The organism is Pseudoalteromonas amylolytica (assembly GCF_001854605.1).
Lineage (GTDB): Bacteria > Pseudomonadota > Gammaproteobacteria > Enterobacterales > Alteromonadaceae > Pseudoalteromonas > Pseudoalteromonas amylolytica.
In genome coordinates this window covers 291,548-307,091 of record NZ_MKJU01000022.1, presented here as the reverse complement: position 1 = coordinate 307,091, position 15,544 = coordinate 291,548, and the positions used below count along the sequence as shown (strand labels likewise).

General features: G+C 43.8%; 13 protein-coding genes. 8 read left to right on the top strand and 5 right to left on the bottom strand.

What is annotated here, in order from left to right:
• Window positions 1-52 precede the first annotated feature (52 nt).
• Window positions 53-988 carry a polyprenyl-phosphate transporter gene (locus BET10_RS05830; RefSeq protein ID WP_476704240.1) on the bottom strand — a complete coding sequence of 312 codons (936 nt, stop codon included), beginning with the start codon at window positions 986-988 and terminating at the stop codon, window positions 53-55.
• A gap of 162 nt (window positions 989-1,150) precedes the next feature.
• Here BET10_RS05830 and BET10_RS05825 point away from each other — a divergent pair, with 162 nt between their 5' ends.
• The gene (locus BET10_RS05825) at window positions 1,151-1,996 is read left to right on the top strand and encodes a DUF3530 family protein (protein ID WP_083330450.1); all 846 of its coding nucleotides are present in this window, start codon (window positions 1,151-1,153) and stop codon (window positions 1,994-1,996) included.
• On the opposite strand, the gene djlA is transcribed toward BET10_RS05825, so the two are convergent.
• The 3 genes from djlA to BET10_RS05810 are packed head-to-tail and all read right to left on the bottom strand — an operon-like array spanning window position 1,997 to window position 4,532.
• Complete coding sequence (djlA, locus tag BET10_RS05820; RefSeq protein ID WP_070983984.1) at window positions 1,997-2,854, bottom strand: co-chaperone DjlA; 858 nt, start codon at window positions 2,852-2,854, stop codon at window positions 1,997-1,999.
• Entirely contained in the window at window positions 2,854-3,522 is a 669-nt protein-coding gene (murU, locus tag BET10_RS05815; RefSeq protein WP_070983983.1) for an N-acetylmuramate alpha-1-phosphate uridylyltransferase MurU, read from the bottom strand. Before murU ends, djlA begins: the two co-directional genes overlap by 1 nt.
• Entirely contained in the window at window positions 3,519-4,532 is a 1,014-nt protein-coding gene (locus BET10_RS05810; RefSeq protein ID WP_240503650.1) for an aminoglycoside phosphotransferase family protein, read from the bottom strand. The genes murU and BET10_RS05810 overlap by 4 nt, the downstream gene beginning before the upstream one ends.
• Before the next feature lie 87 nt (window positions 4,533-4,619).
• On the opposite strand from BET10_RS05810, the gene lptD reads away from it, so the two are divergent.
• The 7 genes from lptD to BET10_RS05775 all read left to right on the top strand — a co-directional run bounded on the left by lptD (window position 4,620) and on the right by BET10_RS05775 (window position 13,288).
• The gene (lptD, locus tag BET10_RS05805) at window positions 4,620-6,866 is read left to right on the top strand and encodes an LPS assembly protein LptD (protein WP_070983982.1); all 2,247 of its coding nucleotides are present in this window, start codon (window positions 4,620-4,622) and stop codon (window positions 6,864-6,866) included.
• A gap of 16 nt (window positions 6,867-6,882) precedes the next feature.
• A complete protein-coding gene (gene surA, locus BET10_RS05800) occupies window positions 6,883-8,175 on the top strand; it encodes a peptidylprolyl isomerase SurA (RefSeq protein WP_070983981.1) in 1,293 nt (430 codons plus the stop codon).
• Window positions 8,176-8,181: 6 nt separating this feature from the next.
• Window positions 8,182-9,174, top strand: coding sequence for a 4-hydroxythreonine-4-phosphate dehydrogenase PdxA (gene pdxA, locus BET10_RS05795; protein ID WP_070983980.1), 993 nt, complete (start codon window positions 8,182-8,184; stop codon window positions 9,172-9,174).
• Window positions 9,171-9,977 (top strand): 16S rRNA (adenine(1518)-N(6)/adenine(1519)-N(6))-dimethyltransferase RsmA, encoded by an 807-nt coding sequence (gene rsmA / locus BET10_RS05790; protein WP_070983979.1) that lies wholly within the window; start codon window positions 9,171-9,173, stop codon window positions 9,975-9,977. The genes pdxA and rsmA overlap by 4 nt, the downstream gene beginning before the upstream one ends.
• On the top strand, window positions 9,961-10,350 hold the full coding sequence (gene apaG, locus BET10_RS05785) for a Co2+/Mg2+ efflux protein ApaG (RefSeq protein ID WP_070983978.1): 390 nt from the start codon (window positions 9,961-9,963) through the stop codon (window positions 10,348-10,350). The genes rsmA and apaG overlap by 17 nt, the downstream gene beginning before the upstream one ends.
• A 5-nt stretch (window positions 10,351-10,355) precedes the next feature.
• Window positions 10,356-11,156 (top strand): symmetrical bis(5'-nucleosyl)-tetraphosphatase, encoded by an 801-nt coding sequence (locus tag BET10_RS05780; RefSeq protein WP_070983977.1) that lies wholly within the window; start codon window positions 10,356-10,358, stop codon window positions 11,154-11,156.
• Between the two features lie 116 nt (window positions 11,157-11,272).
• Complete coding sequence (locus tag BET10_RS05775) at window positions 11,273-13,288, top strand: methyl-accepting chemotaxis protein (protein WP_070983976.1); 2,016 nt, start codon at window positions 11,273-11,275, stop codon at window positions 13,286-13,288.
• Between the two features lie 146 nt (window positions 13,289-13,434).
• On the opposite strand, the gene tkt is transcribed toward BET10_RS05775, so the two are convergent.
• Window positions 13,435-15,426, bottom strand: coding sequence for a transketolase (tkt, locus tag BET10_RS05770; RefSeq protein ID WP_070983975.1), 1,992 nt, complete (start codon window positions 15,424-15,426; stop codon window positions 13,435-13,437).
• Window positions 15,427-15,544 lie beyond the last annotated feature (118 nt).

The window sequence follows — 15,544 nt, the reverse complement described above, 5'->3', positions numbered from 1 at the left end:
AATAATGCAAAGGCACAAGCGACCAACATAATATTATGTTGGTCGCTTAAAATTAATCATTGGTGAGCTTTTCAATCGCTAGAATCAGTAATAGTCCAGCCACTGCCAGCGCAATGCATATTCCAGTTTGTGGTGCCATACCAGTTACAGCAGCAAACTCCATTGGACTCACATTTTGCTGCAACAGGGGCTTTTCGATGCCACTGGAGTTGATGTAAGTTGATATCACTGTTTTCCAAGGCCAGAGTAAATTCAACGATCCCAATAAAAACCCTGCTAGCAATGAAAATGTTACCTGTTGGTACCTATCCAATAACCAAGATAGAAAACGAGAAAAAGCCATCAGCCCTACCACACACCCCATCAAGAATAGGCCCACCAACAGCAACTCTTTTTGTGTGACAGCTTTAAGCACATGCCCGTACATACCGAGAAGCAACAAAATAAAACTGCCCGAAATACCGGGTAAAATCATGGCGCACACCGCGATTGCACCAGCAACAAAAAACATCCACCAGTGGGGTTGAGCTTCACTTGGTGCCAGTGTCGTAATCACAAAAGCGATCACTGCTCCTAAAAAGCAACTTAGTATCGTTTGCCAACGCCAATGAGTGACTTGCTTAGCCACATGAATAAACGACGCCACGATCAACCCAAAGAAAAATGACCACACCAAGATCTGATGATTAGCTAACAAATACGTGATTAACTTTGCTAACGATGCTGCACTTGTTATTAAGCCAGCAAATACAGCCAACAGAAAAGAGCCGTCAATATGACGCCAGCACGCTTTTATACCATCGTTTTTAAGTATGCCCAGCGCGGCTAAATCCACGCTTTTTATGGCATGTAAAAAACGTGAATATATTCCAGTTATAAACGCGATAGTACCGCCGGACACACCTGGTACAACATCCGCAGCGCCCATTCCGGCCCCTTTCAAAAATAACCAAACATAGTCTCTTTTGGAATCACAATGCTTTGTCACTTATCTACTCCATCTTTAATTTGGGCTTAGTCTAACGGAAAATGATGCTAGCAAACAGCGCCATAAAGCGATGACTGCAATATTCAGAGTAAGGTAATTTGATTAAATAAAATCGCGCTGCTGCCGATACACTGATATGAGCCAATTTTCAAACACATTGTTATGAAGTTTATTTTGCTAGTTTTAAGCATAATCCTTGTAACGACAAGCAGTTATAGCCGTGCAGAATCTGCACAATTTATTATGCCACCGGCTCGAACCAACGTAGAGCAAGGTGACCTCAATAAATACTTTGCTAAGCAACTTATCGAGCTAGAAACTGATCAAGGCAAAGTACTAGCGTTATTTTCTCCCTATATGAGTGCGATAAAACGTGGTGTTGTTGTTATGCTGCCAGGCGCAGACCAAGGACCATTATCACCCCACGGTCTGGGCTACCTTTCTCAAGCCCTCACAGATGATGGCTTTGATACCTATGCAATTCAAACTCCAGAGCTGAATTGGCAGGCAGGGATGTTTACACCCGACGACAGTGCGCAGGGTAATACATCTGAATACCAAGGCCCTTGGTCAGAGGCGATGTTAGACGAATATAAAGAGCACTTGCTGGCAAGCTTTGAGGCGTTGCAGCAAACCCTAGATTTGAACTCTGAGCAACAATTTGTTGTTATTGCAGCCGGAACCAGTGCGGGGGTGTTTTCAGAACACTTAGCAGCTTTGCCAGACATTGAAATTGATGCCCTAATCACCCTTAGTGCACAACTCCCTAATATCAAAAGAAATAAACACTTGCCAGCGGTTCTTTCTTTGGTTGGTCCGCCACTTTTAGACATTGTCTATTCACAAGATAATCAGACCCTACTAGACAACGCACAGCAAAGAATGCGTTGGGTCAAACGCAATAACAAGTATGATTACCGCCAACGTGAACTCTTTGGCGCAAGCAATGAACCGATGCAGCACCAGCGTTTGAGAAAGGAGCTTAACGGTTTCTTACGACGCTTGTGATCAGCTTGCTTTTTTCAAGAACTCGTAAGCGGACTGAATATCTTGGCTTTTGCGTTTAGCCACCTCCATCATGTGCTCAGGTAAACCCTGTGACACCAATTTATCGGGGTGATGCTGAGCCATCAGCTTGCGGTACGCGCGCTTAATATCTTTTTCGGTCGCGTCATTTCCCAATCCCAATACCGCCAGTGCCTGAGATTTAGAAAAGGTGCCTTCATTGCTAGGGGGTTGTTTTTGCTGATAGTGACTCCGTTGTTGGCCATTTTGCTGGCTTTGTTCTTGGGCTCGCTGCTGACGAAAACTAAACTCTGCCTGATATCGCTTAAGGATAAACTGGAAATGCGTTGCGGAGATCCCCAAATATTGACTCACTTTTTGCAACAACTGCTTTTCTTGAGCCGCTAAGTGGCCGTCTGAAAAGGCCATTTGAATTTGAATTTCTAAGAACAACTGCAATAAATCATAGCGACGTGCAAATACGTCTTTAAAGTCGCTGATTGCTTCTTTTAATTGGAAATCGGCGCTTTTACCCGCACGAAAAGCATTTTGAGCTTCTTGTCTATTTTCGCCATGTAGGCCCATTTCATCCATAAACACCGATGCGGCCTGAATGTGAATTTCGCTCACCCGCCCATTTGACTTGGCAATATGCCCCATAACCGCAAAACAGCTAGAGAAAAATAGCGCTTGGCGTTGATGTAAATCATCACCACTAAAGAACCCTTGGAAACCACCTACCTTATCAAAATTTTGCTTTAAACTTTTGTCAAACATATGACCAAGCCAGAAGCCCAAAATCGCCCCTACCCAGCGTCCAAACATAAATCCAAAGCACGTACCAAGCAGTTTACCCCACATTATTGTTGCTCCCACATGCTATTAATTTCAGATAAACGCTCGGGTGTACCTATGTCACTCCATAGCCCTAAATAAAGCTCCGTTGATACATGCCCTTGCTCAAGTGCCTCTCTTAACATTGGCCCCAAAGGAGTAAAGCCAGGTGCCAACTGCCTGAAAAAAGAGCTGTGATATAAGCCAATACCGGCAAAGGTGTAACGCTGCTCATTCAGTGGTTGATGAGCCAAACGAAAGTCACCTTGAGGATTATGTGCTGGATTCTCAACCAATACGATATGAGCCTCTTGCTCACCCAGCGCCAGTTGCGTTAAAGCGCTCACATCATAATCAGTAAATATATCGCCATTAATCACAATGAAAGTATCATCACATTCGCTTAATACATCTAGTGCATTGCGTATTCCACCGGCGGTTTCGAGCCCCTCTTGCGGTTCATAACTGTAGTGGATGTGTACACCAAATGCACTGCCATCACCAAAATGCTGAACGATTTTCTCACCTTGCCACGCGAGGTTGATCACTATCTGTGTAATGCCCGCATTACGTAGGCGCTCTATGTGATATTCGAGTAATGGGCGGCCTGCAACCGGCAACATTGGTTTGGGTAAATCAGCGGTCAGTGGCATCATTCGCTTCCCGCGTCCAGCCGCAAGGATCATGGCTTTCATACTGTTTGATAACTCAACTTAGCTTCGACTTTTGGCATTATGTCATGCCGTAACCAAGTTGCAAGCCACTGAAACGACTCGTAACATTTCGCTACATCATGGATATATTGCAAGGTTGGAAGTATGTTTTGCAGATACCCGGCTTTGCCATCGCGTAACAGCAAACGGCAAAATATTCCTGCTGCTTTGAGGTGTCGCTGTATTCCTGTCATATCAAAGTATCTTTGGTACTGCTCAAATGTCATGTGTGGTAACAAGTTTGCCTCATCCAGCTTTGCAAAGCTGGCGCTTTGGAGCATGTTAAATTCAGCTTGTGGCAACTTAAAATAACAATCCCTAAGTAAGGATACTGCGTCATAAGTGACTGGCCCTTGCACTGCATCCTGATAGTCAATAAGTGCCCATTCTCCACTTACATTCATGATATTTCTGCTATGAAAGTCGCGATGCATAGTTACCTGAGGCTGTGCAAGCATCGCATCAATTAATTGCTTTTTCAGTGTCGTCCACTGCGTGACAGGCAAATTGCGCTCATCTAACTTCAACCAATCGCCAATCAACCACTGCCAGAAAATGTCTAATTCCATGTTGATAAATTGGCCATCATACGGCTTCATAAAATCAGAAGCCGGTGTACTGGCGATACGAGGAAGCAATGCAATTATTTCTTGATAGTCTTGCATTCGCGTCTGATCATCAAGCCTATCAGCTAGATGCTTCGAACCAAGGTCTTCTAAAAGCATAAGGCCACTATCCATATCAATATGCAAAATATTTGGCACCTTTAGGCCAGCTTGCGTAAAGCAGCGATTCAACTCAACAAAAGGCCGATTGTCTAACTTATCAGGGTCTGAGTCCATTAAAATGTAACTGTGCTGTGCAGATACCACTCGGTGATAACAGCGAAAGCTTGCATCACTGGTAATTGCGCTGTATTGGTAACCACAATTACCAAAGTACGAGTTTAAAAAGCCTTCGTACAGGCTCTGTCTATTTTGCTTATTTGTCACAAAATTCCACTCTTAATTACTGTATTTCACTAAGTTTTACTTTATCATGTCTTGCTTAATATAAATAACGGCGTTCAAGGTTAATAAATGAGCAAAACATGGGCTGCAATCGTCTGCGTCGTATTGGCCAATGCCAATGCGGTGGCTGCATCAGAGTCTACATCACAATTATGTGGACAATTTTTGCAACCGCAACCATGGCAACCACTGAGCTCATTACCAAACAATGCAATTGATATTCAAGCTGATGACGTCGAAATGCAAGGCAAAGAGAGCGCTGAGTTTTCGGGTAATGTGGTGATTAATACCAACAAGATGTCGTTATTTGCCAGCAGCGCACTCATTGATAAAAAACAAAGCCTACTCAATGCCACAGGCCCTCTGCGCTACCGAGACTCATTCACCGATGTAAAAGCCAACGCGCTATACGCAGATTTAAATGATAATGAAATTAGCTTACTTGGTGCTGACTACCAATTAACAAAACAACTTGGTCGTGGCGGGGCTGAAAAGTTCTCAGCCTCAGGCGAAAAAATTTCATTGTTCAATTCCAGTTTTACGACGTGTCCTTCTGATAAACCATTTTGGGCGCTTGAAGCCGATGACATCATCTTATCGAGACAAGATGGTTGGGGTGAGACACACAACGCAGTGCTAAAAATCCTTGATACACCAGTGTTATATATCCCCTATTTCACATTTCCCATAGACGATCGACGTAAATCAGGGCTATTGATGCCAAAAATTGCACCATCGAGCCGCTATGGGTTAGAGGTGGTACTACCTTATTACTGGAATATTGCGCCAAACTATGACGCCACCTTGTCGCCGAGATACATGTCAAATCAGGGTGTGCAGCTTATCAGTGAGTTTAGGTATTTAACCGAACATCACTCGGGTCTCCTCGGGATAGAATATCTTGAAAAGGATGATTCCGAGCCTACGCTTGGCGAGCGTTATTTGGTTCACTGGAACCAACAAAGCTATTTAAGTAACAACTGGCGCTTGAGCCTTGATATCACAAATGTCAGTGATGATAACTATCTGACCGACCTGACGTCAGACTATGCAAGTGAAACAGGGACTCAACTTGATAGAACCGGCATCCTGAGCTATCTCGGCGAGCAATGGCTCGCAGACATTAAATTACAGAATTTCGAAGTTTTAGGTGATCATACTGAATCGTATGCCGCCTTGCCGCAAATTAGCTGGCGGAATCGCTACGCTTACAACATGTTAGGCTTAGATTTTAATCTGCAAGGTGAACTAAGTCACTTTCGCAACAAAACGCTTTTGATTGAACAAGCGACACGCTTTCATATCGAACCGAAAGCCAGTTATAAAATTAGCGATTACGCATGGTCATTACTTGGTGAAGTTAGCCTGTTACACACACGCTATAAGCAAGAAGGTGATTTACACAATACGCAATTTGCAGGTGACGTCACGCGCACCTTGCCTAAAGTTAGGGTGCATACGCAACTTAATTTTGAACGTGACAGTATGCTTTTTGAAAATGGCACTCAAACCTTAGAGCCACAAATGCAGTATTTATATACCCCAGAGCGTGACCAACGGAGTATCGGCTTATATGATACCACCAAAACGCAGGATGACTTTTACGGTTTGTTCCGCGAACAACGGTTTTCTGGTGTAGACAGAATCGCGCAAGCCAACCAGATCACATTAGGTGCGACGACACGCTTGTTCGATGACAAGAATCTAGAGAGGTTCAATTTCAGCGCAGGACAAATTATCTATTTGGAAGATGATGTTAAGCCAAGCGCACAGAGCCTTGACGGTCAAACAAATTATAATGCCTTGTTTGCAGCCGAAACCATGATACATTGGCACAGACGTTGGTACTTCTCTGCAGGTATTCAGTACGACGCCGACGCAAAAGAACTCATTGAATCTCATACAACACTGGATTATAAAGGTGACAACAATAAGTTAGTTCAATTGAACCATCGTTATGCCAGTGATGTCTCAGGATATGAAATTGATCAAGCTGGTATGTTTGCTAGTTTACCAATAAATGACAATTGGCAGGTAGTTGCTAGCTATCACAGAGACTTAACCACCTCGCGTAGCGTTGAAGTGTTTGCTGGGATACGCTATGAAAGCTGTTGCTGGGCCGTTCAAATTACGGGTAAAAGGCAAATAGAAACAGATTTAAATCGCACAATTAATCAAAACGATGCGCAATTTGACTCAAGTATAGGTATTAGCTTTGTGCTTAAAGGCCTTGGCGGCAAGTCAAATTATGATATTGAACAAGTTCTGCAACAGGGACTATTTAATTATCGACGCCCTTATTTTTTAAATAATTAATAAATATTAGAACATTATGAATTTTAAAAAGCTGTTATTGGTTGCCCTATTCGGGATGAGCATCAACCAACACGCACTCGCTGAGCGAGTGCAAATTGATAAAGTAGTCGCTACCGTAAACGATGGTGTGATTCTACAAAGTGAAGTAGATCAGATTATCCAGCGAGTAAAAGAACAAGCGAAGCAACAAAACACCGAGCTTCCCTCTGATAAAACCTTACGTATTCAAGCCCTTGACCGTCTTGTCGATCAAACACTCATGCTTCAACTTGGAGAGCGAATGGGGATGGAAATCTCCGATGCACAACTTGATCAAACGCTTGCTAGTATCGCGCAAGATCAAGGCGGAACCATTGCAGATTTAAGAAAAACAGTTGAAAGTAGTGGTGAAAACTTTCAAGAGTACCGTGAGCAAATTCGTAAAGAGATTACCATAGGCCAAGTACGAAGAGCGAACGTTGACCGTCGCATTTACATTAGCCCTCGCGAAATTGCTAACTTGCAAAAAATACTTTCTGAGCAAACCGGTAGCGCCGAGGAATTTGATTTGGGTCATATTTTGGTCAAGATCCCAAATAAAGCAACGCCGGAAGAAATCGAAGACGCGAGAACACGCGCAGACAAAGTTATTGAATTTCTTAATGAAGGTAGAGACTTTAAACGTATTGCTATTGCATCATCAAGTGGTCCAAAAGCACTTGAGGGCGGTCAGTTAGGATGGATGAGTATTAACGAAATGCCTTCTTTATTCGCCGAAGCAATCAAAGGTAAGAAAAAAGATGAAATCATCGGTCCTGTTCGCTCAGGCGCAGGGTTTCATATTTTGAAAGTGCAAGATATTCGTGGTCGTCAAGTTGTTGAAACAACAGAGGTTCGCTCTCGTCATATCTTGATTAAGCCATCTATCATTCTCAGTGAAGAAAAAGCAAAAGAGATGCTCTCAGGTTTTGTTACTGACATACGGGCGGGGAAAGCGGATTTTGCTGAATTAGCGAAAGAGCATTCAGAGGACCCAGGCTCAGCCCTTAAAGGGGGTGAATATGACTGGACAGACCCAACAACTTATGTGCCTGCATTTAGAGACACCCTATTATCGCTTGAAAAAGATGAAATCAGCGAACCTTTTAGAAGCTCATTTGGTTGGCACATCGTGCAGTTGCTTGATAAACGTGTAGCAGACAAAACCGAGCAGGCTAAACTGAACCGCGCTCATGGCTTGCTGTACAACCGTAAGTTCAAAGAAGAAGCATTCAAGTGGCAAAGCGAAATAAGAGAGCAAGCCCATATTGATATCTTCCCTGATGAGTAAGTAATTATGAGCTTAAGAATTGCGATCACACCGGGCGAACCCGCTGGAATTGGACCAGATCTAGTTATCAAGCTGGTACAAAAAAGCTGGCCCGTGCAACTGATTGCTGTAGTTGACAAAAGTTTGATGGAACAACGCGCCGCGCAACTTGGGCTATCAGTCAATATGATCGAATTTGACCCCAGCCAGCCTGCCACCCCGGCAGAGGCTGGCAGCTTGTACTACATGCAAGTTGATAAAGGTGGTGAGGTCACTCCGGGTGTGTTAGATGAGAAAAATGGCCTTTATGTTTTAGAAACACTGCGTCTGGCATCTGAAAAGAATATGGACGGTACATTTGATGCGGTAGTCACAGGCCCTGTTCATAAAGGCATTATCAACCGAGCGGGTATTTCTTTTAGTGGCCATACGGAGTACTTTGCACAACAATCAGGCACCGCCGATGTGGTGATGATGTTGGCAACTGAAGGATTACGTGTAGCACTGGTCACAACACATATCCCGCTTGAGTATGTATCCAGAGCCGTTACTAAAGAACGCCTAGCCAAAGTTGCGTCTATTCTACATCACGATCTACAGAATAAGTTTGGCATTGAACAGCCTAAAGTGTTGGTATGTGGACTTAACCCCCATGCTGGTGAAGATGGCCATTTAGGCCGAGAAGAAATAGACACTATTTCGCCAACCCTGCAAATGCTGAACCAGCAAGGCATGAATTTTATCGGCCCATTACCCGCTGACACGCTATTTCAAGCGAAATATCTTGATAATGCAGATGCCGTGCTCGCTATGTATCACGATCAAGGCTTACCTGTGTTAAAATACAAAGGATTTGGTAATTCGGTTAATATCACTCTAGGATTACCCTTTATACGCACCTCTGTTGACCATGGTACGGCCCTAGATTTGGCCGCCACCAATAACATTGAGGTGGGTAGTTTTGACTTAGCGATCCGCGAAGCTATCAAGCTCGCCACTGAAAAAGCACAGAATTCATGACAGATAAAGTACATTTAGGGCACCGCGCCCGTAAACGTTTTGGCCAGAACTTTCTAAACGATGACATGATCATCGATAAAATCGTGACTGCCATCGACCCAAAGCCCACTGACAACCTAGTTGAAATAGGCCCTGGCCTTGGCGCAATTACAGAGCCAGTCGTTGATTTAAGTGGGCAATTAACTGTTGTGGAGCTTGATAAAGATCTTGCTGAGCGTTTGATTCACCATCCTTTTATGGGACCCAAGTTAACGGTGCATCAAGGTGATGCGATGAAATTTGATTTTTCAAGCCTTATCAAAAGCGATGAGAAATTAAAGATCTTCGGTAACTTGCCATATAACGTATCAACACCTTTGCTATTTCATTTATTTGAGTTTGCAGACCATGTTGAGCACATGCATTTTATGTTGCAAAAAGAAGTCGTTAAGCGCATGGTTGCCGGCCCAGACTCTAAAGCCTTCGGTCGCTTGAGCGTGATGACACAGTACTATTGCCATGCTATGCCGGTCATTGATGTACCACCAGAGTGTTTTAAGCCAGCACCTAAGGTTGATTCGGCGGTTATTCGCCTAATTCCCAAAAAGCCTGAGCAGCGCACTGCTAAGTCGACCAAAATACTAAACACCGTATGTTTAGAGGCATTTAATCAGCGTCGTAAAACACTACGTAATAGCTTATCAAACCTGTTAACCAGTGAAGAAATGGAACAATTAGGTATTGATGCCTCTAAACGTGCTGAAAATTTATCACTTGCACAATTTATTGATATAGCTAACTGGATATATGACAACAAGCAGTAATATAGGCTCACCGATTAAGGTTTCTGTAGAAACATTTTACGTAGAAGCCCAGTCGCAGCCCGAAAAAGACAAATACGTATTTGCCTATACCATTACAATTAAAAACCATAGCTTGTGTAATGCGAAGTTACACAGTCGCTATTGGCTTATCACCGATGCAAACGGTAAGGAAACCGAAGTAGAAGGTGAAGGTGTCGTAGGTGAAACACCCACCATTGGGCCTGGCGAAAGCTATAAATATACCAGCGGAGCTGTACTCGATACGCCGCTTGGTACAATGCAGGGCTACTATGTAATGCGTAACGAGTTTGGCAGCGAGTTCAAAGCACCTATTGAAGTGTTTCGTTTAGCCTGCCCCAATATTTTACATTAAATACGATGGCTCAATACGCGATTGGAGATATACAAGGTTGCTATAAACCTTTTATGCAACTGCTCGAAGTTGTCGACTTTAACCCCAGCCGAGATCATCTGTATCTGGTTGGGGATGTTATTGCTCGGGGTCAAGACTCGCAAGCCTGCTTAGACTTTCTTTATCATAATCAACATGCTGTTAGTATTACACTTGGTAATCACGATTTGCACTTTTTGGCATGTGTAGCACTTAACAAAGACCCAAACCCAAAAGATAAACTTGAAAATGTATTTGTCAGCAATAAACTGCCACAATACGTTGCTTTATTGCGTGCTCAACCTCTTGCTGTATTTCTGCCTGAGTTTGACACTTTTATATCCCATGCTGGGATCCATCCGGATTGGAGCATCCCACAAGCGATGGAGTACGCCCTGTTTGCGCAACAATGTTATCAGTCAGATGAAGCGCTATCGTACTATACAAATATGTATGGGCCGCACCCAAACCAAGCAATCAATAGACTGAATACACAGGATAAGTTTAAGGCCATCGTCAACGTTTTTACCCGCATGCGGTTTTTAGATGACAAGCGACAATTGAATTTAAACCACAAGGGCCCTGCTCATTCTGCCAAAGTCCTCAGACCGTGGTTTAAGCATGAGCGCTTTAACAAAGATAAAACTCGTTATATTTTTGGTCACTGGGCAGCATTAGAAGGTAAAACTAATATGAATAATGTCGTTGCTTTGGATACAGGGTGCGTCTGGGGTGGCCCGATGACTATGATAGATCTACAAACAAGTGAGTATTTTTCAAGCAAATAAGGTATACTCGCCTAGTTTTACTGAATTTTTTAGTCGCTTCTGCTATAAAATACTTAACTTATCCTGAATGAAACCGATAAGTTATTCAATCCTATTAGTAAATTTATGGAATCTGTATGAACTTGACTGTTAGCCAAAGAATTTGGGGTGGCTTTATATTTATCACCCTTTTACTGCTGTTAATTGGCGGAAACTCCTTGCTAAGGATTGCAAACATCGATAACTCCACGCAACAAGTGAATCGATTATCGCTCCCCGCTCTTGATAAAAGCTCTGAGCTACAGGTTGAGTTTTCTTTAATGAGCAAAATGGCACAGGGAACTTTCTATGCGCAAACACAGCCTGAACTAGATACTCTAAAGTCACAGTTTGACAAAAGGCAGCAAACATTTGAAAAAACCTATGCTCAGTTGCAAGATGTTGTGCAGACCAACCCAAAGCTGTCGAACAGTGCACGAGATGTAGGCAAAAGCTTCAATACTTTCATTAAGTCTGTAACCAGCCTGCAAAAAGACAAAGCACTGGAACTAGAACTGCGTAAAACACTTCAAGTGCAGTTAGAAAATATTGAGCTCAATGCAGAAGATGCGACAACCGTAGTTCTGGACATCATCGATTTAGATGGCCTTAAAGAGCAGAATACCAGAGCGTATCAAGCGGCGACCAGTATGGAGAATAACTTCTCTTCTTTGGTAACAAACAGCACTGATATGCTTTCTATCGACAATTTAAATACCCTCTCAATTGTTAAAAACGACCAAAGCTACTTGGTAGAAGAGTTGGCTCGTAATATGGCCTTGATGGAAGGCCCTGTGAAAGCATTAGACGAAGATCTGTTTGCTGATCTTGAGTCGTACTATCAAGCATTGGACAAGCAAGTCAACGGAGCCCAAAGCTTATACGAAAATAAAAAGAGTCTACTTAATGCGCTTGATATGACACGCAAAGAATTACAAGACTCAGAACAAGCAACACAAGGTGCTATCAAGCAGTTAGATGAGCTGTTAGATGAAGCAAGTCAAGTTGCATTCAATTTACAACAGGGTGTGCGTGAGGATGTGAATTCAGCAAACCTTTGGACTTGGGTGGGGATGATCGTTGCCACATTAATGGCTGTTGTCGTGGCTTATATTACAGTAAACCTGATCACGAAACCTCTAACAGAGGTAAACCGTGTGCTTACCATCGTTGCACGTGGAGATATGACACAGCGACTTGATGACTCTGCAAAAGATGAATTCGGCGAATTATCTCGCAGTTGTAATACCCTAATCACTAGTTTAAGAGAGCTAATCACGGGTATTGTTTCCCGCTCTACGCAACTTGCAGCGGCCTCAGAAGAAACTTCGGCAATCACCACAGAGTCAAGTCAGGCGATACGTAACCAACAGGCACAAGTTGAACAGGCTGCAACGGCAACAACACAAATGAGTAGCACATCACATGGTGTAAGCAACAGTGCCCATCAAGCGTTATTGGAAATTAAAAACGCCGACAAAGAAGCAGAACGCGTAAAAGGCATCTCTTATGAGAATAAGCACACCATTGAGCAACTGGCACGTGAAGTTGATGAAGCTTCCTCCGTTATCAATAAATTACATCAAGATAGCGCATCAATTGGCGGTATCTTAGATGTAATTCGTGGTATTGCGGAGCAGACCAACTTGTTAGCGCTAAATGCTGCGATTGAGGCTGCCAGAGCAGGTGAACAAGGCCGAGGTTTTGCTGTAGTAGCAGACGAAGTACGTTCACTGGCAAGTAAAACTCAAGAATCAACCCAAGAGATCCAATCCATGATTGAGTCGCTACAAGCTGGCGCTGAGGAAGCGGTAAGAGCCATGTCTAAGGGTAAACAGCAAGCCGAGTCTTGTGTTGAGCAAAGTGATTTGGCCAACGAGGCGCTCAACAGTATTACACTTGCTGTATCTCAGGCACATGACGTGAGTGAAGAGATTTCAAATGCGGCGAACGAGCAACAACAAGTCGCTCAGGAGATCAGTGAAAGACTTGAATCGATTGTATCTATTGCCGAGCAAACCGCTGAAGGCGCAAACCAAACGTCTATCTCAAGCAGCGAAGTAGCTAAGCTTGCTGAAGAGCTGAGACAATCGGTTGAACAATTTAAAGTATAAGATTATACAGACCATATAAAAAGCGCCCACATGGCGCTTTTTTATTGCTCATTTGCTAAATCCTACGCCTCCTTTCACTCGAAATGGCTTCACATTGGATAAAAAAACCCCGCAATTGCGGGGTTTTTATTTGTTTTATTTAGCAATTAAAACAGACTGTTTGCCTTGTTAACCACATTCTGTACTGTGAAGCCAAAGTGTTCAAACAGTTCGTTAGCTGGTGCCGACTCACCGAAGGTACTCATACCAACCACAGCGCCATTTAAGCCAACATATTTGTACCAGTAGTCTTCAATGCCCGCCTCAACAGCCACACGACGAGTTACTGAACTTGGTAATACGCTTTCTTTGTATTGTGCCGATTGAGCGTCAAATACATCCGTTGAAGGCATAGAAACAACACGTACTTTCTTGCCAGACTCACGCAGCTCTTTCGCTGCATCAACCGCAAGCTGTACTTCAGAGCCCGTGGCGATGAGGATTAGCTCAGGATTGCCATCACAACTGAGCACATAACCACCTTTCTTAATTGCCTGCACCTGCTGTTCATCACGTGCTTGTTGCTCAAGCCCTTGGCGCGTGAAAATCAACGATGTTGGACCATTCTTACGCTCAATGGCCTGTTGCCACGCTACCGCTGATTCAACCTGGTCACATGGACGCCAGTTAACAAGGTTTGGTGTTAAACGCATACTCGCAAGCTGCTCTACCGGTTGGTGTGTAGGGCCATCTTCGCCAAGACCAATTGAGTCGTGGGTATATACAAAAATACTCGGTTGCTTCATCAATGCAGCCATACGCACAGCATTGCGCGCATATTCCATAAACATAAGGAAGGTCGCGCCGTAAGGTACAAAGCCCTTATGCAATGCAATACCATTCATAATGGCAGACATACCAAATTCACGCACACCGTAGAAAATGTAGTTGCCTGATGCATCTTCCGCTGTCAGACCTTTTGAGCCTTCCCATAGCGTAAGGTTAGAGCCTGCTAGGTCGGCAGAGCCGCCCATAAACTCAGGTAAAATCGGGCCATAAGCGTTTAGCGCATTTTGCGATGCTTTACGCGTTGCTGGGTTTGCAGGATTCGCTTGCAAGTTTGCAATGTACGTTTCGGTATGCTCGCTCCAGTTCGCTGGTAAATCACCTTTCATACGGCGTTCAAATTCAGCAGCAAGCTCAGGGTATTCCATTTGATACTCTGTAAACTTAACTAGCCACTCGCTTTGTTGCTGCTGACCGCGTGCTGTAGCATCCCACTTCGCATACACATCTTCTGGCACTTCAAATGCACCGTGCTCCCAACCTAAGAACTCACGTGCAGCTTTAATTTCTTCATCTCCTAGCGGCGCACCGTGGCAATCATGGCTGCCAGATTTATTTGGAGAGCCATAACCGATCACTGTTTTACAACAGATCAGTGTTGGCTTGTCTGATTCAGCGCGAGCAGCCTCAATTGCAGCTTTAATTGCTTCACTGTCGTGACCATCAACATTTGCGATAACATGCCAGCCATATGCTTCGAAACGTTTTGGTGTATCGTCGCTAAACCAACCTTCTACTTCACCATCAATTGAAATGCCATTGTCATCCCAAAACGCAATAAGCTTACCTAGACCAAGTGTGCCTGCCAGTGAACACGCTTCATGAGAGATCCCTTCCATCAGGCAACCATCACCTAAAAACGCATACGTGTAGTGATCAACAATACTATGCTCGCCACGGTTAAACTGCGCCGCTAATGACTTTTCGGCAATCGCCATACCAACCGCATTGGTGATACCTTGGCCTAGAGGGCCTGTCGTTGTTTCGATACCTGGCGCATAACCATATTCAGGGTGGCCTGGGGTTTTTGAGTGCATCTGGCGGAAATTTTTCAGATCCTCAATCGATAACTCATATCCACTCAAGTGAAGCAAAGAATAAATTAGCATTGAGCCATGACCATTTGACAGAATAAATCTATCACGGTCAGCCCACTCTGGGTTACTCGGGTTATGCTTTAGATAGTCGCGCCAAAGCACTTCAGCGATGTCCGCCATGCCCATTGGGGCACCAGGGTGACCAGATTTGGCCTTTTGAACCGCGTCCATTGACAGAACACGGATTGCATTTGCAAGTTCTTTGCGAGATGGCATGAATTCTCCTACCTTTAAGTTTGTTATGCGCGGGTGTTGAAAGACCCCATTCTTACTTATTTTTGGGCCAAACTGCAACGGAAAATGCCAGAAAAAATTGCTTAGACCCGTGATTTTC